The 21,554-nt window shown below is 67.9% G+C and carries 19 protein-coding genes and 1 pseudogene; 6 read left to right on the forward strand and 14 right to left on the reverse strand.

Features of this window, described 5'->3' with window-relative positions; translation table 11 throughout:
* Nucleotides 1-4 precede the first annotated feature (4 nt).
* Nucleotides 5-1,078, reverse strand: a complete 1,074-nt coding sequence (locus ACL58G_RS14180; protein WP_413384443.1) for a sensor histidine kinase — start codon at nucleotides 1,076-1,078, stop codon at nucleotides 5-7.
* Between the two features lie 126 nt (nucleotides 1,079-1,204).
* On the opposite strand from ACL58G_RS14180, the gene ACL58G_RS14185 reads away from it, so the two are divergent.
* On the forward strand, nucleotides 1,205-1,516 hold the full coding sequence (locus ACL58G_RS14185; protein WP_440967429.1) for a hypothetical protein: 312 nt from the start codon (nucleotides 1,205-1,207) through the stop codon (nucleotides 1,514-1,516).
* A 113-nt stretch (nucleotides 1,517-1,629) separates the two neighbouring features.
* Here ACL58G_RS14185 and ACL58G_RS14190 read toward each other — a convergent pair whose 3' ends face one another.
* The 4 genes from ACL58G_RS14190 to ribA all read right to left on the reverse strand — a co-directional run bounded on the left by ACL58G_RS14190 (nucleotide 1,630) and on the right by ribA (nucleotide 5,420).
* The gene (locus ACL58G_RS14190; protein WP_440967431.1) at nucleotides 1,630-2,277 is read right to left on the reverse strand and encodes a dihydrofolate reductase family protein; all 648 of its coding nucleotides are present in this window, start codon (nucleotides 2,275-2,277) and stop codon (nucleotides 1,630-1,632) included.
* Between the two features lie 86 nt (nucleotides 2,278-2,363).
* A complete protein-coding gene (locus tag ACL58G_RS14195) occupies nucleotides 2,364-3,332 on the reverse strand; it encodes an FHA domain-containing protein (protein WP_440967433.1) in 969 nt (322 codons plus the stop codon).
* Entirely contained in the window at nucleotides 3,329-4,738 is a 1,410-nt protein-coding gene (locus tag ACL58G_RS14200; protein WP_440967435.1) for a S1 family peptidase, read from the reverse strand. Before ACL58G_RS14200 ends, ACL58G_RS14195 begins: the two co-directional genes overlap by 4 nt.
* Nucleotides 4,739-4,772: 34 nt before the next feature.
* On the reverse strand, nucleotides 4,773-5,420 hold the full coding sequence (gene ribA, locus ACL58G_RS14205; protein ID WP_413345711.1) for a GTP cyclohydrolase II: 648 nt from the start codon (nucleotides 5,418-5,420) through the stop codon (nucleotides 4,773-4,775).
* A 215-nt stretch (nucleotides 5,421-5,635) separates the two neighbouring features.
* On the opposite strand from ribA, the gene ACL58G_RS14210 reads away from it, so the two are divergent.
* Entirely contained in the window at nucleotides 5,636-7,921 is a 2,286-nt protein-coding gene (locus ACL58G_RS14210) for an ATP-binding protein (RefSeq protein ID WP_440967437.1), read from the forward strand.
* Here the strand turns inward: ACL58G_RS14210 and ACL58G_RS14215 are convergent.
* From ACL58G_RS14215 to ACL58G_RS14240, 6 genes and pseudogenes are all read right to left on the reverse strand, one after another.
* Nucleotides 7,894-10,059, reverse strand: coding sequence for a putative bifunctional diguanylate cyclase/phosphodiesterase (locus ACL58G_RS14215; RefSeq protein ID WP_440967439.1), 2,166 nt, complete (start codon nucleotides 10,057-10,059; stop codon nucleotides 7,894-7,896). The two genes, ACL58G_RS14210 and ACL58G_RS14215, sit on opposite strands and share 28 nt — an antisense overlap.
* 79 nt (nucleotides 10,060-10,138) lie before the next feature.
* Nucleotides 10,139-11,767 carry a family 43 glycosylhydrolase gene (locus tag ACL58G_RS14220; protein ID WP_440967441.1) on the reverse strand — a complete coding sequence of 543 codons (1,629 nt, stop codon included), beginning with the start codon at nucleotides 11,765-11,767 and terminating at the stop codon, nucleotides 10,139-10,141.
* Nucleotides 11,768-11,889: 122 nt separating this feature from the next.
* Nucleotides 11,890-14,208 carry a dockerin gene (locus ACL58G_RS14225; protein ID WP_440967442.1) on the reverse strand — a complete coding sequence of 773 codons (2,319 nt, stop codon included), beginning with the start codon at nucleotides 14,206-14,208 and terminating at the stop codon, nucleotides 11,890-11,892.
* Between the two features lie 271 nt (nucleotides 14,209-14,479).
* Nucleotides 14,480-14,863 carry a response regulator transcription factor gene (locus ACL58G_RS14230; protein ID WP_413340377.1) on the reverse strand — a complete coding sequence of 128 codons (384 nt, stop codon included), beginning with the start codon at nucleotides 14,861-14,863 and terminating at the stop codon, nucleotides 14,480-14,482.
* 186 nt (nucleotides 14,864-15,049) lie between these two features.
* A pseudogene (locus ACL58G_RS14235) lies at nucleotides 15,050-15,127 on the reverse strand (Hcp1 family type VI secretion system effector); the annotation flags it as partial.
* 120 nt (nucleotides 15,128-15,247) lie between these two features.
* Nucleotides 15,248-15,949, reverse strand: coding sequence for a pirin family protein (locus ACL58G_RS14240; protein ID WP_440967444.1), 702 nt, complete (start codon nucleotides 15,947-15,949; stop codon nucleotides 15,248-15,250).
* Between the two features lie 155 nt (nucleotides 15,950-16,104).
* Here ACL58G_RS14240 and ACL58G_RS14245 point away from each other — a divergent pair, with 155 nt between their 5' ends.
* The gene (locus tag ACL58G_RS14245) at nucleotides 16,105-16,542 is read left to right on the forward strand and encodes a MarR family winged helix-turn-helix transcriptional regulator (RefSeq protein WP_440967445.1); all 438 of its coding nucleotides are present in this window, start codon (nucleotides 16,105-16,107) and stop codon (nucleotides 16,540-16,542) included.
* A gap of 12 nt (nucleotides 16,543-16,554) precedes the next feature.
* Here ACL58G_RS14245 and ACL58G_RS14250 read toward each other — a convergent pair whose 3' ends face one another.
* Together ACL58G_RS14250 and ACL58G_RS14255 are read right to left on the reverse strand one after the other, a co-directional pair.
* Nucleotides 16,555-16,968 (reverse strand): ester cyclase, encoded by a 414-nt coding sequence (locus ACL58G_RS14250; protein WP_440967447.1) that lies wholly within the window; start codon nucleotides 16,966-16,968, stop codon nucleotides 16,555-16,557.
* Between the two features lie 64 nt (nucleotides 16,969-17,032).
* Nucleotides 17,033-17,242, reverse strand: coding sequence for a DUF3820 family protein (locus ACL58G_RS14255; RefSeq protein WP_413384470.1), 210 nt, complete (start codon nucleotides 17,240-17,242; stop codon nucleotides 17,033-17,035).
* A 52-nt stretch (nucleotides 17,243-17,294) separates the two neighbouring features.
* Here ACL58G_RS14255 and ACL58G_RS14260 point away from each other — a divergent pair, with 52 nt between their 5' ends.
* The 3 genes from ACL58G_RS14260 (at nucleotide 17,295) to ACL58G_RS14270 (ending at nucleotide 19,850) form a co-directional block, all read left to right on the forward strand.
* Nucleotides 17,295-17,717 (forward strand): DUF1810 domain-containing protein, encoded by a 423-nt coding sequence (locus ACL58G_RS14260; protein ID WP_440967449.1) that lies wholly within the window; start codon nucleotides 17,295-17,297, stop codon nucleotides 17,715-17,717.
* A gap of 93 nt (nucleotides 17,718-17,810) precedes the next feature.
* A complete protein-coding gene (locus tag ACL58G_RS14265; RefSeq protein WP_440967451.1) occupies nucleotides 17,811-19,304 on the forward strand; it encodes an NYN domain-containing protein in 1,494 nt (497 codons plus the stop codon).
* 117 nt (nucleotides 19,305-19,421) lie between these two features.
* Nucleotides 19,422-19,850 carry a hypothetical protein gene (locus ACL58G_RS14270; protein ID WP_413384477.1) on the forward strand — a complete coding sequence of 143 codons (429 nt, stop codon included), beginning with the start codon at nucleotides 19,422-19,424 and terminating at the stop codon, nucleotides 19,848-19,850.
* A gap of 21 nt (nucleotides 19,851-19,871) precedes the next feature.
* On the opposite strand, the gene ACL58G_RS14275 is transcribed toward ACL58G_RS14270, so the two are convergent.
* The gene (locus ACL58G_RS14275; RefSeq protein ID WP_440967453.1) at nucleotides 19,872-21,548 is read right to left on the reverse strand and encodes a GH39 family glycosyl hydrolase; all 1,677 of its coding nucleotides are present in this window, start codon (nucleotides 21,546-21,548) and stop codon (nucleotides 19,872-19,874) included.
* Nucleotides 21,549-21,554: the final 6 nt, after the last annotated feature.

Consider the following 21,554-nt stretch of genomic DNA (forward strand, 5'->3'; position numbering starts at 1 on the left):
AACCTCAGCAAGGCAACCTCATCTCGGCACGCACGCCCCCCTGCGGCCGTGCCGTGATGTCGAGCCGGCCCGCATCGCCATATAAAGCCTGGATGCGCGCGCGCAGGTTGGACAGGCCGATGCCGCCGGGGCGTTCCGTCGCGGCCAGCTTGCCGGCATCGTCCTCGACGCCCAGCACGAGCTCGTCGCCCTCGCGGCAGACGGAGACGGCGATGTGCGTCTGCCCGCGCCGCCGTTCCACGGTGTGCTTGAACACGTTTTCCAGCAGCGGCTGCAGGCTCATCACGGGCACTTCGCGGTCGAGCAGCGCGTCGTCGACCTGCCACGCGATGGCGACGCGGTCGGCGAAGCGCTCGGCCATCACGTCCGCGTACCCGCGCGCGAGGCGCAGCTCGGTCGCGAGCGGCGCCGCGTGGCGGTCGCCCAGGGCCAGCGTTTCGCGCAGCACGTCGGCCAGTTGGGTGAGCGTCGCGTCGGCGCGGGCCGGGTCCGTCCAGATCAGTGCGGACACGGTGTTCAATGCGTTGAACAGGAAATGCGGCTGCATCTGCTGGCCCAGCCGCTGCAATTGCGCCTGGCGCAGCAGGGTGTTCGAGCGTTCCGCGCGCAGCCGCGCGTCGAGCAGCGCGCGGTAGGATTGCACGCCGAAGCGGATCGCCATGAACAGGCCGAAGAAGATCGTGATCTTCATCGATTCGTACAGGAACAGCTGCGGCACCGGATCGTGCCGGTAGGTTTCGCCGACGAGCGCATACACGCCATGGCGCAGGCCGAAGGCGAGGGGGACGAAGGCGATCCAGTACATCGACAGCCAGCGCGCCTGCCGCGCGAACCAGCGCCAGGGCGTGCCGAGCAGGTGATCGTCCGCGTGCGACCAGCGCAGCTGCACGAGGGCGAGCAGGGTCACGACGAGCGCGGACGACCCTTCCCACAGCAACGGTTTCCAGATCGCGTGGCTGTGTTCGTTGCGCATGAAGTCCTGCACGGCGACGAGCATCATCAGGATCCAGAACAGGATCCACGCGGATACGAAGACGGCGTTGCGGCGCAGGAAGGTCATGCGGGGATGATCGGCCATCCTCGGGTGATTGTCAAAAGGCACGGCGGTAGGCACGGCGGTAGGCACGGCGGTAGGCACGGGTGCGTCGCGGCCGCCGCGCTTCTGCTAACGTCGAGCCGATCAAACCAACTCCAGGAGAAGGCCATGGAACGTTTCCTGTTCGTGTACCACGGCAAACCGGGCGCCGATGCGGATACGCGCCACGATTTGTCGCGCTGGGCCGCGTGGTTCGACGGCATGGGCTCGCGCGTCCTCGACCGCGGCAGCCTCACGCACAGCGCCGTCGACGTGCCGCGCCGCCTGCTCGGGCCGAAGGAATCCGCCAGTTCGCTGTGCGGCTATTCGGTCGTCGAGGCGGCGGATTTCAACGACGCCGTCGAGATCGGCGAGCGCTGTCCGATCTTCGACGAGGGCGGCTCGGTCGAGATCGCGCGGCTGACGATCCCGCTGTCGTAACGTTTGCCCCGTCGTTCCCGCGCAGGCGGGAACCCAAGCTCTGCGTGCATCATGACCACGCGTGCTAGTGGGCCCCCGCCTCCGCGGGGGCGACGTTCGAGTGTTGCCGGAATTCAGTCTTTGCGCAATACCACATGCGTGGCCGCCTCGGTCGCCACGTGCCCGGTGACCTTGAACCCGAGCACGGGCAGGTCGATGCCGGCCAGCAGCGCTTCGCCGGACCCCAGCAGCACGGGCGAGATGGCCAGGTGCATCTCGTCCACGAGACCCGCCTGCAGGTATTGCCGGATGGTCGATACGCCGCCGCCCAGGCGCACGTCCTTGCCGCCCGCAGCCTCTTTCGCGCGGGCAAGGGCGGCCTCGATGCCGTCCGTGACGAAGTAAAAGGTCGTGCCGCCCTTCATCTCGAGCGGGGGCCGGGCGTGGTGCGTGAGCACGAACACGGGCACATGGTAGGGCGGCTCGTCGCCCCACCAGCCCTTCCACTCGTCGTCCGGCCACGGACCGCGCACGGGGCCGAACATGTTGCGGCCCAGGATCCACGCGCCGACATTCTCGAAGCCGCGCGCGGCGAACGTCTCGTCCGGACCATCGGTTCCCTTCGATTCATCGCCCAGCATGCGCTGGAACGTGCGGGTGACGCGGAACCATTGGTGCAGCGTCTCGCCGCCTTCGCCCAGCGGATTCTGCAGGCTCTGGTTCGGGCCGGCCCCGTAGCCGTCGAGGGATATGGCAAAGCATCGGACAGTCAGTCTGGACATCGTCGTTCTCCTGTTGGACGGGACGCGGGCTGCGCCCCTCGTTCATGCGACGAACGAGGCCGCCCAATTTCGACAACGCGGCGCCGTCAATCGTTGATCTCGTCATCGCCCGGCTTGCGCCCGCGGCTGCGGTCGAGCGGGGCCTTCATCGCTTCCACGTCGCGCATGAACTCGTCCACGCCATGGTCGGGGCTCACGCGGATGGCCGGCGGCATCAGCACGGACATGTACAACTCGTCCGATACACGGCCCGTGCGCTGCACATTGCCAGCCAGAATCAGCCCGGAGCATAGCACGGCCAAGCCGGCGCAGACCCAGCGGTAACGGGTGCGATTGCGGGGACGGATCGTGCACAAGTGAAAATAAATCATCCCGGCCAGCAGCACCGTCGCGACGTGCGAGGCGTAATGCGTGAACCCTTCGGCGGAAAAGGCGTAGCCGAGCGTGCTGCCCAGCAGCGCATAGCCGGCGAGGGCCGCAGCGCCGCAGCCGAACACGAACACGTGCCGGCCCAAGCGCGCGTGGCGCGCGAACAGCCGGTTGGCGCACGCCCAGATGCCGCCCCACAGCAGCGCGGCCGCGAGCCCGCCCGCGAGCGCCTCCGCGTAGCGCGCCAGCTGGAAATATTCCGTGTCGCTGAGCCAGCGCGCCAGCAGGGCCACGCCGCCCGCGAGCGCCAGGCCCGCGGCGGCGGGCAGTACGCCTTCCCAGCCGTGGAACGTGCGGTCGAGGCGTTCCGGCACGACGGGGAAGTCGGCCGCGCGCACGCGCAGCGCCGTGTGGCCGATGCGGACGACCGTGTCGCCCGTCAGCTCGGCGTCCTGCCGGCGCTTGCCCTGGATGACGATGCCGTTGCGGGTACCCAGGTCGTGCAGCAGCAGCCGGCCGGATGCATCCTGCTCGACGATGGCGTGCGCGGCGGCCGCGTAGTCGTCGTCGAGGATCACGTCGTTGTCGTAGCCGCGCCCGATGCGGATCGGCAGGCCGTCGACGCGCTGGCGGTGCAGCACGTCGCCGTTCCTGGCCAGCAGCTCGACGAACCACGGGCCAGTCATCTGCGGCTCCGTCCAAGGGCCGACAGGAAGGCGCGGGTCGCGCGCATGCCGTTCTCGTACGAGACGCCCGCCAGGTCGAGCCGGCTCTGCAGGCTGGCGTGCGGATCGTCCGTGCTGGCGGCCAGCAACGTGAAGTTGTACAGCCCGGCGAACTTGCGGTAGGCGCGCACGCACGTCACCGCGCGCACGGGCAGGGTCGCCGTGTGCACGAACATCTCGGCGCAGGCGGGCCGCGTGAGGCGCGTGTCGCGGCCGGTGCCGATGCTGTCGACGCGAAAGCGGCTGCTTGCCAGCACGGCGAACTGCAGCGGGTGCAGGGAACTCGAACGGAGCACCTGGTGCGTCATCGACACGTGGCCCGTCTGCTGCGTGTCCGACACGTAGATCGCCGCTTCCATCGCGCAGCTGACGGAGTCGGCCGTGTACTCGGCTTCGGCGCGGAAGTTCGAGCGGCCCCAGCAGCGCAACTGCTGCGATTCGCGCACGGGCACCTGGTACGGCCCCATCGTGCGCATCGACAGCGGCTCGGCCAGCAGGCGGTCGATCAGCGCGCGCTGGTGCGCCAGCAGCTGCTGCCCGATCAGCGGATTGAAATTCTTCGGAGGGTGGGATTGCGTCGCGGCCTGCCGCAGCAGCGCCTGCGCGTATTTGACGGGCACGAGGAAGCTGACCAGTTCGCCGTCGAGCCGCTTCGAGACGTTGACGCCCGCCACGACGCCGGCCGCCGTCACGCTGGGCCCGCCGCTCATCCCGGAGTTGATGGGCCCCGTGAAAATCAGCTGCTCGTAGAAGCTGCGTGTGACGATGCCGTTGTACGAGCCTTCCGAGATGGCGAAGCCGAGGTCGAGCGGATTGCCGAGCGAATACAGGTACTGGCCCTGCACGAGTTTCACGGGTTTTTCTCCGACCTGGAAAAAGCCCGTGCCATTGCGGTTCACGCGCACGACGGCCAGGTCGTGCAGCACGTCCACCGCGAGCAGTTCGATGGGACCGCTCTTGCCGTCCGTGTCGACGTATTCGCCGACGTAGACGTCCGGGTCGAGCGCCATCTGCGACACGACGTGGTAATTGGTCAGTACGAGGTTGCCCGTGCCGACGAGGAAGCCGGAACCGACGCTGGACTGGCTGCGGCCGTTCCTGAGCAGCATGCGGATCTGCAGCAGGTCGGCGCTGGCGGCGGAATAGAGGGTTTGCGCGGCGCTGGAGGGCGTGGGCAGCGCGGCCGTTTCGTCGGTCTCGCCGGGGCCGGGCGCGGGCGGCGTCGTCGCGGGCGGCGTCGCGGGCGGGATCACGAGCGGCGGCTGGGGCGCCGGTTTCACGCGCTGGCCGGCCTTGCCCGCGGCGCCGGCAAGCGAAGCGGCGGCGCCGAAGACGAGGACGGCAAGGGCGGCGGAAGGGAGGCGCATGCCTCCATCTTGCCAGAACCGCCCGCGGCGGGGGTTACGACTCGCTGTCGAGCACCGCTTCGGAGACCGAGGTCATCATGTGCCCAAGCTTGGCCTGCTTGGTGTTCAGGTAATTCTCGTTGTAGACGTTGCGGTTGACGAGCAGCGGCACGCGCTCGGCGACCTTGATGCCCAGCTTGCCGAGCGCGTCGATCTTGCGCGGGTTGTTCGTCATCAGGCGCACGGCCTCGATGCCGAACTGCTCCAGCATCGGCAGCACGAGTTCATAGTTGCGCGCGTCGGCGTGGAAGCCCAGCTGCAGGTTCGCCTCGACCGTGTCGGCCCCCGCTTCCTGCAGGCGGTAGGCGCGGATCTTGTTCACGAGGCCGATGCCGCGGCCTTCCTGGCGCAGGTACAGCAAAATGCCGCGGCCTTCGTCGGCGATGCGGCGCAGCGCGGACTCCAGCTGGGCGCCGCAGTCGCAACGCTGCGAGAACATCACGTCGCCCGTCAGGCATTCGGAGTGGATGCGCGCCAGCGGGGCGTCGCCCGTGGACAGGTCGCCCAGCGTCATCGCCAGATGCTCCTTGCCCGTCGAATGCTCGACGAACGCATGCAGGGTGAACTGCGCCCACGGCGTCGGCAGGGAGCACGACGTGACGTAGTCGACGAGGTTGGACGGCGCGGTGGCATTGTCTTGCATGGCTTTTCCTGGGCGATGGCGTAAATAATGGTTACGTAACAGGCGAGTTTACCGGAAATCGGACATGGCCGTGTAGTTCGCCCCTTCGCGGCTCCTCCGCCTCTCCATCCGATCTGGGTGCTGCTGGTCGGAAATACAACAATGCGTCGCGGGTGTTCACGTGGTGCAACACAATTCCCGCACGGAATCTTGGCTGTGCTAGGCTCCAGTTCGCCATGCCAAATCCCCTGAAATCCGTCCGCCGCCTGCTCCCGCGCGCCCTCGGCGCCTGGCTCGCCCTCGCTTTCGTGCTGCTGTCCGTCGTCCTCACGCTGGTGCTGACGTCCGTCATCGAACGCAAGTCGGCGGAACAGGTGCAATCGAGCATCGGCCACGGCCTGGCCGAGCTGGCGCTGCAGACCTCCGACAAGTTGGAACGCGGCATGTTCGAACGCTACCGCGAGGTGGGCCTGCTGGCCCGGCGCCGCGTGCTGGCCGAAGGGCAGCCGCAGGAGCGCCGCCGCGCCACGCTGGACGGCATCCGGCACAGCCTCGGTTACTACAGCTGGATCGGCCTGGCCGGCCTGGATGGCAAGGTGCAGGTGTCGGCCCAGGGCCTGCTGGAAGGCGCGGACGTGTCCAAGCGCCCGTGGTTCCGCAATGCCCTGCGCGGCATCCACGCGGGCGACGTGCACGAGGCGGTACTCCTGGCGCGCTACCTGCCCAGGCAGGACGAGCCCTGGCGCTTCGTCGACGTCGCCTTTCCCTACGTCGACGACGAGGGCGTGACGCGCGGCGTGCTGGGCGCGCACCTGTCGTGGCAATGGGCGCGCGACGTCGAGCGTTCCGTGATGGCCGGGATCGCGGCGCGGCGCCAGGTCGAAGCCCTGATCGTGGATGCCGACGGCAACGTGTTGCTCGGTCCCGCCGGCGTGACGGGCCGGCGCCTGACCCTGCCGAGCCTGAAGGCGGCCCGTGCGCAGCGGCGCGGCGGCTACGTCGTCGAGACGTGGCCGGACGGCCGCTCGTACCTCGTCGGCTACCAGCTGGGGCACGGCTACGGCGAGTATCCCGGCCTGGGCTGGACCGTGCTCGTGCGCCAGAACGTCGACGACGCGTTCGCCCCCGTGCGCCGCCTGCGCGAATATGGCCTGGCCGCCGGCGTGGTGCTGGCCGGCGCGTTTTCGCTGGCCGGCATGTGGCTGGCGCGCCGCATCACGCGGCCGCTGGGCGACCTGGCCGATGCCGCGCAGCGCATCCGCGCCGGCGAGACGACCCCCATCGACATCCAGCGGGGCGGCTATGCGGAGGTGCGCGCGCTGGCCACCACGCTGAACGCCCTGGTGGCGAACCTCGTGCGGCGCCGGCGCGCGCTGGAAGACTTGAACGCGACGCTGGAAGCGCGCGTCGACGAGCGCACGCGCGAGCTGGAACAGGCGCTGGCCAGCGTGCGCGCCAACGAGCAGCGCATCGCCACCATCATCGAGACGGCGCAGGATGCCTTCGTCGGCATCGACATGCGCGGCCGCATCTGCGACTGGAATTCGGCGGCCGAGAAGATGCTCGGCTGGTCGCGCGACGAGGCGCTGGGCCGCGTCGTCACGGAACTCGTGATGCCGGAACGGTTCCGCGCCCATTCGCGCGAGCTGCTGCGCCACTTCCTCGAGACGGGCCAGCTGGATACGCTGGGCCAGCGCGTCGAACGCATCCTGCTGGCGCGCGATGGCCGCGAGATCCCGGTCGAGATGACCGTCGGCCTGGCCGGCACGGGCGACGGCATCTTCTTTTCCGCGTTCATGCACGACATCTCGGCGCGCAAGGAAGTCGAACGGATGAAGGACGAATTCGTGTCGACCGTGTCGCACGAACTGCGCACGCCGCTGACGGCGATGTCGGCGTCGCTGGCGCTGCTGGCCGACGGCATGGCGGGCGAGCTCCCGCCCGATGCGAAAGGCCTCGTCGACGTCGCCAACGCGAGCTCGGGACGCCTCGTGCGCCTGGTCGGCGACGTGCTGGACATCCAGAAGATGGACGCCGGCAGCATGGCGTTCGAGAAGGAAGTGCAGCCGGTGCTGCCGCTGGCGGAGCATGCCGTTGCCGCGATGCAGAGCTTCGCCACGCAGTCCGGCATCGAGCTCTCGTGCGTGGCGGCGCCCGGCGCGGAAAGCGCCCGCGTGGACGTCGACCGCGACCGCCTGGCCCAGGTGCTCACGAACCTGCTGTCGAACGCGATCAAATTTTCCGAGCCCGGATCGACCGTGCGCACGCAGGTCGAAGCGGGCGCGGAGCACGTGCGCCTCGCCGTGGCCGACGAAGGCGCCGGCATTCCGGAGGCGTTCCGCGAGCGCGTGTTCCAGCGCTTCGCCCAGGCCGACGGCGCCGATTCGCGCCGGCAGGGCGGCACGGGCCTCGGCCTGTCGATCTGCAAGACGATCGTCGAGGCAATGGGCGGGACCATCCGGTTCGACAGCGTGGAAGGTATCGGCACCACGTTCTACGTCGAGCTGCCGCTCGCGGCCTGAGCCTGCGCGCGGCCGTAGCGCCGCTCGAATTCGTCCATGGCCACGGGGCGGCCCAGCAGGTAGCCCTGCATCACGTCGCAGCCGTGCGCGGCCAGGAACGCGTGCTGCGCATCCAGTTCGACGCCTTCGGCGATCGTCGCCAGGTGCAGTTTTCTCGCCAGCGCGATGATCGCTTCGACGATCGACGACGCGTTCGGGTCGTGGTCGACGTCCTGCACGAACGAGCGGTCGATCTTCAGCGCCGCCAGCGGAAAGCGGGCCAGGTAGGCCAGCGACGAATAGCCGGTGCCGAAATCGTCCAGGGCGAAGTGCACGCCGAGCCCGCGCAGCTGCTGCATGCGGTCGACCAGGTCGTCCGGGTTGCGCGCGAAGACGCTCTCCGTCAGTTCCAGCGTGAGGCGGTCGGCCCGCGCGCCCGTCGCGGCCAGCAGCGTGGCGACGGCGTGCGGGAAATCCGGGTCGCGCAACTGGTGCACGCTGACGTTCACCGCGAGCTTCAACGTGGCGAGATGCGGCGCCCGGGCCCAGCGCGCGAGCGCGTGGCAGCCCTGTTCCAGCACGTCCATCCCGAGCGCGGAGATCAGGCCGCCCGATTCGGCCGCGCCGATGAATTCGCCGGGGCCCACCAGTTCATCCGTGCCCCGCTTCCAGCGCACGAGCGCCTCCGCGCCGACGAGGCTGCCGTCGTGGCCGAATTGCGGCTGGCAGTACAGCACGAACTGGCGCCGCGCGAGGCCCGTGCGCAGCGCGGCCGACAGCGCGGCCTGGCGGTCGACGGCCGCCTGCATGCCGGGGTCGAAGAAACGCAGCGTGTTGCGGCCTTCGTCCTTGGCGCGGTACATCGCGAGGTCGGCCTGGCGCAGCAGCGCGTCGATGTCGGTGGGGTGGCCGTCGAACAGGGTGGCGCCGATGCTCGGGCTGCTGGCGCACAGGCGCCCGTCCAGCTCGAACGGCTCGCCCAGCACCTCCAGCAACTTGCGGCCCACGGCCTGGACTTCCGCCGTCGCCTCGGCCGGCGTGGCGCCCAGGTTTTCCAGCACGATCACGAATTCGTCGCCGCCCAGGCGTGCCAGGTGGTCGCCTTCGCGCAGCGCACGGCGCAGGCGGCGCGCCACTTCGCGCAGCAACAGGTCGCCCACGTCGTGGCCCATCGTGTCGTTCAGGAGCTTGAAGTTGTCGAGGTCGAGGAACAGCAGGGCGCCGTGGCGGCCCGCGCGGCTGTTGCGCGCGAGGATCTGGCTCAGTTCCTCGAGCAGGAAGCGCCGGTTCGGCAGGCCCGTCAACTGGTCGAAATACGCCAGTTCATGAATGCGGCGCTCGGCCTGCTTGCGCTCCGTGAGGTCCGTGTTGGTGCCGGACAGCCGCAGCGCCTTGCCGGCGCCGTCGCGCAGGATGTAGCCGCGGCTCAGCACGGGGACGTAGTGGCCGTCGCGGTGGCGCAGGCGGAATTCCATGCTGTAGGCCTGGCGCGGGCCGGGCAGCAGTTCGTCGAGGAAGGCGACCACGCGGATGCGGTCCTCGGGATGCGTGAGGCGCACCCACGCCTCCGGATCGGCGGCCTGCTCGCCGGGCACGTAGCCGAGCATCTCCCACCAGCGCGGCGAGTAATACAGTTCGCCGCTGACGAGGTCCCAGTCCCACGGCGCATCGGTCGACCCTTGCAGCGCGAGGCGCATGCGCTCCTCGGACTTGTGCAGCGATTGTTCCGCGTCCTTGAGGGCCGTGCAGTCCGTGAAGCAGACGACGACGCGGTGGATGGCGCCATGCGCGTCGCGCTCCGGATACGCGTTGCAGATCGCCCAGCGCACGTCGCCGTGGTCTGGCCGGGACACGCCGACGACGAGGTCCGACACCTTGGCGCCCGTGCGCAGCACCATGTTTACGGGATATTCGGAGGGCGGCATCTGCGAGCCGTCCGCGCGCACGAAATGCCAGGCGTCGCCGCCTGGCGCTTCCCGCGCTTCGTACTCGGTGCGCCCGAGCAGCGCCAGCGCCTGGCGGTTGGCCGCCACCACGCGGCCCGCGCCATCGTGCATCACGACGCCGGCCGGCAGGTGGGCGAGCAGGTCGTCGAAGCGGCGCTGGGCGTCGTCCGGGACGCCGTCGGCGCGACGGGTGCTAAACGGGTTCGCTGGCATGTGGACTTTTGGTTACGATTTCCGCGCATGCTAGCAGTTCCGGAACACCCGTGGCGCGCGCCCGGGCCGTTTTGTCGCGTCAACCCGACGGCAGCGCGTGGTAGCGGAAATCACGCAGACGAACGGTCCCTTTGCCCGCCGCGTACACACCCACTTTCAGGCTCAGGAAGCCGCCGAACACGTTGTGGTGGATGCCCGACACCTCCATGCGCGTGCCGTGCAGGATCCACGTCCCGCCGCCGTCGAACGAGTAACGGAAGGTCACCACGTTCGCATCGTTCGTCAGGCGCACGCGCACGCTGGACACGGCTTGCGGCCGCCGCGCCCACGGCTGCTCCTCGGCGTACTGGTACGTCTTGATGGTGTCAGGGGTGAAGCCGATGCCGACGAACGCCTTCGGGTTGTAGTACAGGAGCAGGCCGCCTTCGGCCGGGCCGACCAGGTCGAGCGTGATCTCGGCCTCGTACGACCGGTCGCCGACGCCGCACGTGAGCGGCGTGCTGTCGGCCGGCATCGACCCCTTGCCCCGGATTTCCAGGCCGCCGTTCGCGAAGCGCACGCGCGTCATCTCGTCCGGCGCCGGGTCGTGGAACGACCACTGGACGCCGAAGCGGTCCTTCGAAAAATCGTCGGACAGCGCGAAGCCGTTCGGCCCCGCCTTGCCGCCGCGCGGCTTGTTGATCGGCTTCGAGAGGTCGCCGCCTTTCGCGCGGAACCAGCCGTCGGCCGTCCATTCCATCGGTTCGAGCAGCGTCTGGCGGCCCAGGGTGCGGTAGCCGTTCTCGTAGCCGTGGTAGATCATCCACCAGTCGCCGCCCGGTCCCTCGACGAGCGACGCGTGCCCGCGCGACCACCACGGTTCATTGGTGCCGGTCGTGCGCACGAGGGGATTGTGCGGGCAGTGCTCCCACGGCCCGTCGATCGACTTCGAACGGGCCGCGATCACCATGTGGCCCGTCACCGGACCGGCCGTGCCGCCCACCGCCGTGATCAGGTAGAAGTAGTCGCCATGGCGCAGCAGCTTCGGGCCTTCCGGCGCGAAGTTCTCGGTGATCCAGTCCGCCGGATAGTGCCACGGTTGATACGCCGGTTCGACGGTGCCGTCGGTCGCGAGGCCGTCGTCCGTGAGGCGGACGCGGCGGATGCCGTTGACGAACAGGTAGCGCTTGCCGTCCTCGCCCACGACGTGGCCCGGGTCGATGCAGCCCGAGATTTTCAGGTCGACCGGGTCGCTCCACGGCCCCTCGATGCGGTCGGCCCAGATGGCGTAGATCGACCACGCATTGCCGTCCGGCGCGGCCGGGATGTAGATGAAGTAGCGGCCGTCGTGTTTGCACAGGTCGAGCGCCCAGATCGTGCCCAGCGGCTTTTTCAGAGCCGGGCCGACGGGCGCCCAGTTCACGAGATCCGTCGAATGCCAGATCACGATGCCCGGGTACGAGAAGAAGGACGAGAAGGTCATGTAATAGTCCTTGCCGTCCTTGAGGATCGTCGGATCCGGGTGGTCGCCCGCGATGATCGGGTTGACGTACGTGCCGTCGCCGCGGTCGGCCTTGCGCTGGCCTTCGATGCCGCGGCCCCAGCCGGGGAAGGGCGACGCGCAGGCGGGTTTCGAAGCCGCCTGGGCAGGCAGGGCGATGGGGAGCGATGCGGCGCCGGCGCCGGCCAGCAGGGTCTTGAAGGCGTTGCGGCGGGATGGGTTGGTCAACTTTATCTCCGTTGAATGTTTATGTTGATTGTCATCAAGATTATATGAAAACGATTTCATAAACAAGCAACGGCGGTGTCTGGGAAGGGGCGGCCGCGGCCGCCCCTGCGGACCGTCAGGTCTTAGTTGGCGTACTGGATGCCGCGGGCACCGCCGGCGATGTACAGCCTGCCGTAGGTGTTCCAGTCGCCCGCGATCGCGCCGATGCCGCCGAACTGGTGGTTATCGTCGTTAAAGCGGGTCCAGGTGCTGCCGGCATTGTCGGACTGCCACACCCCGCACTGGCCATTGATCACACCGACCACGTACACCGCCGCCGAGTACGGCGCGCCGGCGGCGGCCTTGCCGAGCGTTACAAAGCTGGCGCCCTGCACATCCGGGTACGACCAGGTATCGTGGGTGCCCCAGATCGATGCGAAGTTGTTGATCTTGGTCCAGGTAGCGCCGGAATCGGTCGAGTGGTACACGGTATTGCCGTCCGCCAGCCAGATGTCGCCCTCGGCGTTCGGGTTCACCGTCATCGTGGTCACGCCGAAGGGATTGGCGCGCAGGTTCGCGCTCACCGAGCCCTGGCTCAGCGTGAAGGTGTGGCCGCCATCGGTCGAGACGTAGACCTTGCCTGGCGTTCCCCACCATGCGCCGCCCGAATCGTAGGCGTAGACCTTGTTCGGGTTCTTGCGGTCCGCCGCCAGCTTGTAGCTGCGCGGGAAACCGCTGACCGGCGCCAGTGCGGGCAGGTTGGTCGCGGTCCAGTGCGCGCCGTTATCGGTGGTGTAGGAAGGCACCGAATCGGCCGGCGCGAAGACGGCCTTGTTGCGTGCGGTGACGACGATGTTCGACGCATTGGACGTATTCGTTGCCGCGCCGGCCGGCAAGCTGGCGAACTTTGTCCACGTGCTGCCGCCGTCACCGGACGAGAAGCCGAAGCCGCCGCTGTGGTCGGCGCCGGCGACGGCAATGTACTGGGAATCGGACCAGGCCATGTCAGCCGAGTTGCCGTTGCTCCAACCCGTCGCCGGGCCCCTGGTCGCCTTCTTCGCGAGGTCGGTCTGGACCCAGGTGCCGACATCGCCCGCGCTGTTGATCAGCTTGTACGACGCGCCGGCCGGCGGCGTGACGATCGCCATGGTGACGGTTTCCTCGAGGTTGTTCACCTTCATGGTCCAGGATGGCGTCGCCGCGGAGGCGTTGGTGGTTTCCCAGATGCCGCCGCCGAACACGTACATGATGTGGTCGCGGTTGTTCGGATCGATCTCGACGTCGTCGAGCCAGCCCCAGTACTCGTTGCCCGCTGGCGTATGCGGCTTCTGCGACACGATTTCGCGCCAGGTGGTGCCATTGTCGTCGGACAGCTTCATCATGTGCTGGCCGGCCCAATCGCCCCAGGTGCCGCTCACGCTCAGCGCGATGCGGGTGGTCGCGCCGGTGCCGTGGACCGAGACGCCGCCGTAACCGCCCCAGGTGTTGGCGGTGGTGTTGAGCAGGGTCCACGTGCCGCCATGACTGTTGCCGCCGAACTTGTACAGGTAGCTCGTACCGCCGGCACCCGGGCCGGCGTCCTTGTTGAACACGACGTAGTAATAGCCGTCGGCGGAGCGCACCATGTGCGGGATGTGGTACCCGGCCACGGCAGACGGCACCGCGACCGGCGTCCAGCTACCGCCGCCGTCGCCGGTGACGTACAAGGTCGACGTCAGGCCCGCCGCGTTGGCGTAGTCCGGTGCGATGGCGGCGTACGCGATCCAGGTCCCCGTGGTGCCGCCCGTCGTCGGCGCTTCGAACACGAGATGCTCGACGCCGATCGCGCTGGAGGTCAGATGGGTGCTCGACAGCCCCGTCCTCTGGGTCCAGTTCTGCCCGCCGTCCCAGCTTTCGTACAGGCCGTCCTGGCGCGAGGCGTAGAACATCCACTGCGAATTGTTCGGGTCGACCTTCAGGCGCTCGCCGATGGCGCGGCCGGCATCGTTCCCTTTCACCACGAAAGGCACGGGGACCGAGGTCCAGTTGGTGCCGCGGTCGTTCGAGATGTACAGCCGGCCTTTGCCGCTGCAGCCAGCCACCATGTAGAGCTTCTGGTCATTGTTGGTGTCGACGGCCATGCTTTCGATACAGTGGTCGCCCTGGCCGGCGCCGAAGCCCACGCCGTCGGTGATCGGCGTCCACGACGACGCGGCCTGGTTCCAGCGATAGGCGCCGCCGACGTCGGTGCGGGCGTACAGCACGTTCGGGGAAGTCGGATGATAGATCAGGCCGGTGACATAGCCGCCGCCGCCGAACTTCACGCTGTTCCAGGTGGATGCCTGGGCCGCCCGGACGTTGCTGTCCTGGCGCGCGGCCGTTAGTGTAGCCGTGCCCGGTTCGCTGCCCGATCCGCCGCAGGCCGCGACGAGCGCCGCGATGGCGATCGGCAGGATGGCGCTTCTGGTGCTGAATGCTTGCATACGTGTTCCTCCAGAAATAGATGTGTTTGATATGTAATCTCCATCATCTGCCTGGCGGGTGTCGTCGGCCGTATCGCACCGATCCGCCGCGTCGCCTTCTTCGTGCGTCCGGCCATTCTGCGAGCGGCATCCGGTGTCGTTCAATTGCGAAGATCGTCAACGCGGCGAGGAAATCGCGGAGTATCGGCGGCGAAGCGGTCGGTGAGCGATGCCAGCAGGGCATCGGGGCGGCAAACGCTCCGGCGGCAGGTCCGCCGGCACGCGTGCGGGATCATGCGGGGGTCTTCAGGAAGCGGCGCAGGCGTGCCAGCAATTCCTGCGGCTGGAACGGCTTGATGATGAAGTCGTTGGCGCCGGCGTCGAGGGCGCGCACGGTGTCGCGCTCCGTGTTCTTGGCGGTCAGCATGAGGACGGGGACGGCTTCCCAGCCGGCCTGCGCGCGGATCACGCCCACGATCTCGAACCCGTCCACGTACGGCAACATCACGTCCAGCAGCACGAGGTCGGGCGCGCGCTGCGACACGACATGCCGGACGGCGGCGCGGCCGTCGGCCACGTGGATGACGCGATAACCCTGGCGCTCGAGCATGAAGCCGAGGACGTGGGCGATATGGACATCATCCTCGACGACGAGGACGCTGGGTTGTGCGCTCATGTTGTTGGCGTCGAAAGTTGCCGTAGGGCTTCAGTATACCGGGGTGTTTAACATTCGACGCGCGATTGTGGCATGCAGGCGATCTATTCGCACCTTGATTCAGACCCCCGGGTGCGCCAGGTGACACTGGTGGTGCCCTCGATGAGAGCGGGCACGACTCGTTCAAGCGGCCTCGTGTCGCACGACTTCGATCCACTCGTTGTGCTTGTCATCGATGGACTCGCCCTTGATCCCGTCGATTTGCGAATACACGTCGTTCGCCATTTCGTGCTCCCTGATGGTTACAGGAGCAGCAAATGTCGAGCTTACGCGCACCGCAAACGTTATCGACGGTCAAAACCGGCAAGATCCACCGCCAGTACCCGAGGAGGTCCCGCCATCGTATCAAGCCGGCAGGTCGAACAGCAGGAGTTCCGCCGCCTCGGCCTTGTCGAACACGACCCGTTCCTCGCCACCGATCTTGAGCGCATCGCCATCCTTCAGCGGCACGCCGTTGACGGTGACGTCGCCGCGGATCACGTGGACGTAGGCCAGGCGCTCGCTGTCGAGCGCATGTTCGACCTTGTCGCCTTCGTCCAGGATCGCGGCATAGATCGACGCGTCCTGGTGGATCAGCACGGTGTCCTGGCGGCCGTCGCGCGAGGCGACCAGGCGCAGCTTGCCCTTCTTGCTGTCGGTCGAAAAATGCTTTTCCTCGTAGCTGGGCGGGATGCCTTTCGTGTCCGGCTCGATCCAGATCTGCAGGAAGTGCACGGGATCCGTCTTCGATCCGTTGAACTCGCTGTGACGCACGCCGCTGCCGGCGCTCATGCGCTGCACGTCGCCGTAGTGCAGCACGGAGCCGGTGCCCATGCTGTCCTTGTGTTCCAGCGCGCCGTCCAGCACGTACGAGATGATCTCCATGTCGCGGTGGCCGTGCGTGCCGAAGCCGGCGCCCGGGGCGACGCGGTCTTCGTTGATCACCAGCAGCGGGCCGTAGCCGCTGTGGCGCGGGTCGTAATAATCGGCGAACGAAAAGCTGTGTTTGGACATCAGCCAGCCGTGGTGGGCGGCGCCCCGTTCTTCGCTCCTGCGGACTTCCATCATGATCTGCTCCTTGTGTGTTCGTGTGTCGATGGAAGCCAGTATAGGGACAGCCTGCGCCGTTGAAAAACGAGTTATTTTCCGTTCTTGCATCGAAAAATTCGATGATGGTGCCGGCCGATGCGGTACACTCCGGCCGCCCCGTGTAAAGGAATGCCATGACCCGCCCGAGCCCCGACGTCGCCGACCTTGCCGAAGACCTGCGCAGCGCCGTGAGCGCGTTCGTGCGGTCCGTCCGCTACGACACGGACACGCCCCGTTCGGCCGGTTCGGACACGCTGGAACTGCTCGACCGCGGCGGCCCGGCGAACATCGCCGCGCTGGCCCAGGTCCGCAACGTCAAGCACCAGAGCATGCGCCTCGTGACGGCGCAGCTGGAAGAAGACGGTCTCATCGAGCGCATGCCGGACCCGCACGACGGCCGCAGCGTGCTGTTCGCCGTCACGGCGCAGGGACGCGAGCGGCTGCGCGCCCTGCGCGCCGCGCGTGCCGCCCACATCGCGGACATCATCGCAGAGCGGCTGACACCCGGCGAATGCGCCGAGCTGCGCGCGGCCGTCCGCCTGATCGGGCGCCTGGCCGATCCGGCACGCTGAGCTTTTCCTCGATCAGCCCTGGCGCAGGCCGGCCAGCACGGCCGCCAGCGTGTTCACGCCCCAGTGCTCGGCATAGCGGCCATCCTCGATCCGGACGATGTCGATGACGTCGATCGCCACGTCGCGGCCCGTCGCGGCGACGCCCAGCAGCGTGCCCGTGTGGCGGCCGCGGATGGTCTTGCGCGACGTGACTTTCGCGCCTTCCGCGACCTGGTCGTGGATCTCGACCCGCAGGTCCGACAGCGCCGGGCGCAGCACGCGGTCGAACGTTTGCCACATGCTCTCCGGCCCATCCGCCGCGCCGGGCGGCGCCGTGCGGTTGACGAACGACGGCAGCATCAACGCCTCGAAGGCCGCGCGGTCGCCGCGCTCGATGACATCCAGGTTGAAACGGCGTACGACATCCTTCGGGTCTGCATGCGGCATGGGGATTCCTCGGTCACTGTCCGGCGGTGGACGCGCCCGATAATATACAGGCTAGACTGTATAGTCAACGCTTCAACGGATCGAGCAGGCTGCGCAGGTTGTTATGGTCGATTTCGTACATGAGGGCGAGCAGCTCGCCCAGCTCGCCCTTGGGAAAGCCTTCGCGGGCGAACCAGCCCAGGTAGTGGCCGGGCAGGTCGGCGATCCTGCGGCCCTTGTACTTGCCGTAGGGCATTTCGCGGGTGAGGAGGAGAGTGAGGTGTTCGGGCTTCATGGTGGCGCCACTTTAACAAACATGGCGTAGCATGCGGTCAGGAGGACTATCGATGGCAACCGACTTCAACCTCGAACGCTTCGTGGAAGCCCAGAACGGCGTCTACGACGCGGCGCTGGCCGAGCTGCGCGCCGGCCACAAGCGCACTCACTGGATGTGGTTCATCTTTCCGCAGATCGCGGGGCTGGGCCACAGCGCGATGGCGCAGCGCTATGCGCTCCGTTCCGCCGACGAAGCCGCGGCCTACCTCGCGCATCCCGTGCTGGGCCCGCGCCTGCGCGCCTGCGCGACGGCCGTCGCCGGCCACGACGACCGCGGCGTCGACGAGATCTTCGGTCACCCGGACAACCTGAAATTCCATTCCTCGATGACCCTGTTTGCCGACGTCGCGCCCCACGAAGCGATCTTCCAGACCTGCCTGGACCAGTTCTTCGACGGCCGTCCCGACCCGGCCACGCTGGAGCGGCTGGGCTGACCGCGCGGACACCGGACACGTCCGCGGCGGCGCCGTCGGCGTTGTTGCGTATAATCCGTGGTCAGCTTGTCTACCAACCACACAACAACACACATGGCTTCATCTCCAGACAATATCAGCATGGCGGTGTTCTGCGACTTCGAAAACGTCGCACTCGGCGTGCGCGATGCGAATTACGAGAAGTTCGACATCAAGCCCGTCCTCGAACGCCTGCTGCTCAAGGGCAGCATCGTGGTCAAGAAATCCTATTGCGACTGGGATCGCTACAAGGGCTTCAAGGCGACGATGCATGAAGCGAACTTCGAACTGATCGAAATCCCCCACGTGCGCCAGTCGGGCAAGAATTCCGCCGACATCCGCATGGTCGTGGACGCGCTCGACCTGTGCTACACGAAATCGCACGTGAACACGTTCGTGATCGTGTCGGGCGACTCGGACTTCTCGCCGCTCGTCTCCAAGCTGCGCGAAAACGCGAAACGGGTGATCGGCGTCGGCGTCAAGCAGTCGACGTCGGACCTGCTGGTCGCCAACTGCGACGAATTCATCTTCTACGACGACCTCGTGCGCGAACAGCGCCGCGCCGCCGCCAAGCGCGACGAGCGCAAGGCCCAGCCGCAGCAGGGCCGCCGTCCGTCGGACGAGAACAACCGCAAGCGCGAAGACATGGAAGCGCGCAAGCTGCAGGCGCTCGAGATGGTCGTCGAGACCTTCGACGCGCTCGTCTCCGAACGCGGCGACACCGGCAAGATCTGGGCCTCGCTGCTGAAGGACACGCTGAAGCGCCGCCGTCCGGACTTCTCCGAGACCTATTACGGCTTCCGCACGTTCGGCAACCTGCTGGAAGAGGCGCAGACGCGCGGCCTGTTCGAATTCGGCCGCGACGAAAAATCCGGCACCTATGTCTTCCGCGGCGCCAACGCCCAGGTCGACCTGCAGCCGGTCGACGCCGCGCCGGCGGAGCCGGCCGTCGAGCAGCCGCAGGTGATGGCCGAGCCGGCGGTCCAGGAAACCGGCGACGAACTGGCCGCCGAAACCCAGGGCGAGCAGCCGACGGAAATCCCGGCCGCCGCCCGCGAACCGCGCCGCCGCGGCGGCCGCGGACGCAAGGGCCGCGAAGGGCAGGCCCCCGCGCCCGCGCTCGAAGCGGCGCAGGACGCCGTGCCGGTGTCCGAGGAAGCCGCGATCGCCACCTGGCCCGCGCCGACGCCGGACCTGGCCGAGGCGCCGGAGCCTGTCGTTGCGGCCGAGGAGCCCGTCGCGGTCGCCGAAGAAGCGCCCGCGCCGGTGAAGGAACGCCGCCGCACGACGCGCACGCCGCGCAAGCGCAAGGAAGAGGCCGCCGGCACGGCCGTGACCGCGGAGGCGGTGGCTCGGGAAGACAGCGCCGCGGCGCCGGATGCGCAGGCTGCGGACGTCCAAGCCGCGCCCGCCGAGCCGGTTGCGGCGGAAGGCGAGGACGACGATGCGGCGGCGAAACAGGCCCGCAAGAAGTCGACCCGCCCGGCGCACAAGGCACCGTCGCGCAAGCCGGCGACACGTGCGCCGCGCCGGCCGGCCAAGCCGAAGACGCCGCCCGAGAACAGCTGACACCTCGTCGTTCCCGCGCAGGCGGGGACGACGGTGCTTTATGCGCGCGCGTCCCATCCGGGCCTGTGCAATAATGACAATAACGCCCCCGCGTCCACTGTCATGCAAAGGCCCACCATGCGCACGCTCACCGGTCTCTTCGCCTGCCTCCTCGCCACCGCCGCGCTGCCGTCCCAGGCAGCCGCACCCTCCGCGGCGCATCCCTTGCTGGGCATCTGGATCCTCGCGATCCCGCAGCTCGGCTGTTCCGAGACGTACCACTTCCGCGGCGACGGCACCACGCTCGTGAAAAGCGCGGACGAAGTGTCGGAAAGCGAGTTCACGGTCGCCGAAAAACCCAGCGCCAAGGGGTTTTATAAACTCGACGACAAGATCGTGAAGGACAATGGCAAGCAGGACTGCTCCGGCGAGATCATGAAGCCGGGCACGCGCGCCACCAACTACATCCGCTTCCACCCATCCGGCGCGCGCTTCGTGATGTGCCGCGACGAGACGATGGAGGCATGCATCGGGCCGTTCGAGCGGATGCCGGGGCAGGGGATCTGACCAATAATTCCGGTCTTCGATTCAGTAGGTGAGTGTCACCAGCGACACCGCCTGCCGCGGCAACTGCATCCTGACCGTGGCGGCGCCATCCTGCGTCGCCACCGTCGCGGCCTCCATTTGCGCCAGTTCGCTCGCCTTCCGCAGCTCGGCCACCTGCGCCGCCGTCGGATGCGCGGGCGACCCCATGCGCTTCCACGCGGCGTACGAATTGCTGTGCTCCTGGTCGATGCGGTAGTGGCGCATCTGCACCTGTCTGGCGGGAATGCCGGCGATGTGAAGCTCGACCGGTGAGCCGGCGTCGATGATGTCGTCGTCGTGGTAGTTCCAGACCAGGACGGACACGCTGTGCGCGTCCTTCGCCGCCAGTGCATCGATGTCGGTGCGCGCGCCGCGCACGCCGGCGGCCTGGATGCGGGCCGCGTCGTAGGCGCGGTCGCCCGTCACCGCCACGCGCTCGCCGCGCATCTTGCCGAGCATGCGGAACACGTTCAGCACCGGCTTGTTGACGCCATTGGTCGCCAGGTCGCGGAAGCCCGCGAACCACGGCTGGTCTTCGAATTCGAACGACCAGTTCACCGCGCCGATCAGGTTCACGCCGCGCCGCGCGGCCAGGTCGTACTCGCGCGCGATCGACGCGGCCGTGTAGCTGGCGTACAGCGTGCCGTTGCGGTAGGCGTTTTCCGGGTTGGTCTGCATGCCGCAGGCGGCGCAGCCTTCCGGATCGGATTCGCCGATGATGACGGGGATGTTTTTCAGTTCTGGGTATTTTTCGACGAGCGCGAAGCCTTCGTCGAGGTGACGGAAGTGCGCGTCCATGCCCATCCGCACGATGCCGTCGACGACCTTCGGCGCGCCCTTGGCGTGGAACGCGACGAAGTCCAGCGGCGTGCCGGTCTTGCCGGTCGCGTAGTTGGTCTCGTGCAGGCAGTGCTCCAGGAAGTCGTCCATGAAGCGGCCCGCGCCGGCCGTGTGCGGGCCGCCGATGCGCGCCGTCGGCAGCGCGCGCTTCACCGCGTCGGCCGCGTAGTCGTACATCTTGAAGTACTCGCGCTTCGAGTCCGCCGCGACCAGGTAAGAGAGATCCGGCTCGTTCCACACTTCCCAGTACCAGCTCTCGACTTCCTTCTGCCCGTAGCGCGCCACGCTGTGCTTGACCCATTGGTAGACCAGCTCGGACCACTTGGCGTAGTCATTCGGCGGCGTGGCCCAGCCGGTGAAGAGCGCCGGGTAGGGCGGGCCCGGCTTCCAGTGGTGGCGGTACGGTTGCGGGCGCTGCGACAGCGCTTCCGGCATGAAGCCGATCTGCGCCAGCGGCTTCATGCCGCGTTCGATGTACGTGTCGAAGATGCCGTCGATGATGGTCCAGTCGTAGACCGGCTTGCCGTCCTTGTCTTCGCTGTACATATTCGTCGAGCCCCACTTGAGCGCATAGCTGCCGTCGCCCGACGTCATGAGGTTGTGCGTGCGGACGTGGACCGGGACCGGGCTCAGGGCGGCGATGTCGCTCAGCAGTTTTTTGCCGTTGGGCGCCGTCGTGTAATTCGGTTCGTCGTAGCCGAACCAGGCCCAGATGGGCGTCAAGGGGCCCTTGACCTGCGTGGCGTCGATGGCCAGCCTGACCGTCTTTGGCGTGGAGGGTTCGGCGGCGTGCAGCGGCGCGCAGGCCGCGAGGAGGAGGGCAACGAGATGTCTCTTCATGTCGAC

The organism is Massilia sp. GER05, from assembly GCF_052056005.1.
Taxonomy (GTDB): domain Bacteria; phylum Pseudomonadota; class Gammaproteobacteria; order Burkholderiales; family Burkholderiaceae_D; genus Telluria; species Telluria orientalis.

What these genes read in the sequence shown, in the direction of transcription:
- ACL58G_RS14180 (WP_413384443.1), bottom strand. Translation starts at nt 1,078, where the DNA reads ATGGCCGATCATCCCCGCATGACCTTCCTGCGCCGCAACGCCGTCTTC.
- ACL58G_RS14185 (WP_440967429.1), top strand. Translation starts at nt 1,205, where the DNA reads ATGGAACGTTTCCTGTTCGTGTACCACGGCAAACCGGGCGCCGATGCG.
- ACL58G_RS14190 (WP_440967431.1), bottom strand. Translation starts at nt 2,277, where the DNA reads ATGTCCAGACTGACTGTCCGATGCTTTGCCATATCCCTCGACGGCTAC.
- ACL58G_RS14195 (WP_440967433.1), bottom strand. Translation starts at nt 3,332, where the DNA reads ATGACTGGCCCGTGGTTCGTCGAGCTGCTGGCCAGGAACGGCGACGTG.
- ACL58G_RS14200 (WP_440967435.1), bottom strand. Translation starts at nt 4,738, where the DNA reads ATGCGCCTCCCTTCCGCCGCCCTTGCCGTCCTCGTCTTCGGCGCCGCC.
- ribA (WP_413345711.1), bottom strand. Translation starts at nt 5,420, where the DNA reads ATGCAAGACAATGCCACCGCGCCGTCCAACCTCGTCGACTACGTCACG.
- ACL58G_RS14210 (WP_440967437.1), top strand. Translation starts at nt 5,636, where the DNA reads ATGCCAAATCCCCTGAAATCCGTCCGCCGCCTGCTCCCGCGCGCCCTC.
- ACL58G_RS14215 (WP_440967439.1), bottom strand. Translation starts at nt 10,059, where the DNA reads ATGCCAGCGAACCCGTTTAGCACCCGTCGCGCCGACGGCGTCCCGGAC.
- ACL58G_RS14225 (WP_440967442.1), bottom strand. Translation starts at nt 14,208, where the DNA reads ATGCAAGCATTCAGCACCAGAAGCGCCATCCTGCCGATCGCCATCGCG.
- ACL58G_RS14230 (WP_413340377.1), bottom strand. Translation starts at nt 14,863, where the DNA reads ATGAGCGCACAACCCAGCGTCCTCGTCGTCGAGGATGATGTCCATATC.
- ACL58G_RS14240 (WP_440967444.1), bottom strand. Translation starts at nt 15,949, where the DNA reads ATGATGGAAGTCCGCAGGAGCGAAGAACGGGGCGCCGCCCACCACGGC.
- ACL58G_RS14245 (WP_440967445.1), top strand. Translation starts at nt 16,105, where the DNA reads ATGACCCGCCCGAGCCCCGACGTCGCCGACCTTGCCGAAGACCTGCGC.
- ACL58G_RS14250 (WP_440967447.1), bottom strand. Translation starts at nt 16,968, where the DNA reads ATGCCGCATGCAGACCCGAAGGATGTCGTACGCCGTTTCAACCTGGAT.
- ACL58G_RS14255 (WP_413384470.1), bottom strand. Translation starts at nt 17,242, where the DNA reads ATGAAGCCCGAACACCTCACTCTCCTCCTCACCCGCGAAATGCCCTAC.
- ACL58G_RS14260 (WP_440967449.1), top strand. Translation starts at nt 17,295, where the DNA reads ATGGCAACCGACTTCAACCTCGAACGCTTCGTGGAAGCCCAGAACGGC.
- ACL58G_RS14265 (WP_440967451.1), top strand. Translation starts at nt 17,811, where the DNA reads ATGGCTTCATCTCCAGACAATATCAGCATGGCGGTGTTCTGCGACTTC.
- ACL58G_RS14270 (WP_413384477.1), top strand. Translation starts at nt 19,422, where the DNA reads ATGCGCACGCTCACCGGTCTCTTCGCCTGCCTCCTCGCCACCGCCGCG.
- ACL58G_RS14275 (WP_440967453.1), bottom strand. Translation starts at nt 21,548, where the DNA reads ATGAAGAGACATCTCGTTGCCCTCCTCCTCGCGGCCTGCGCGCCGCTG.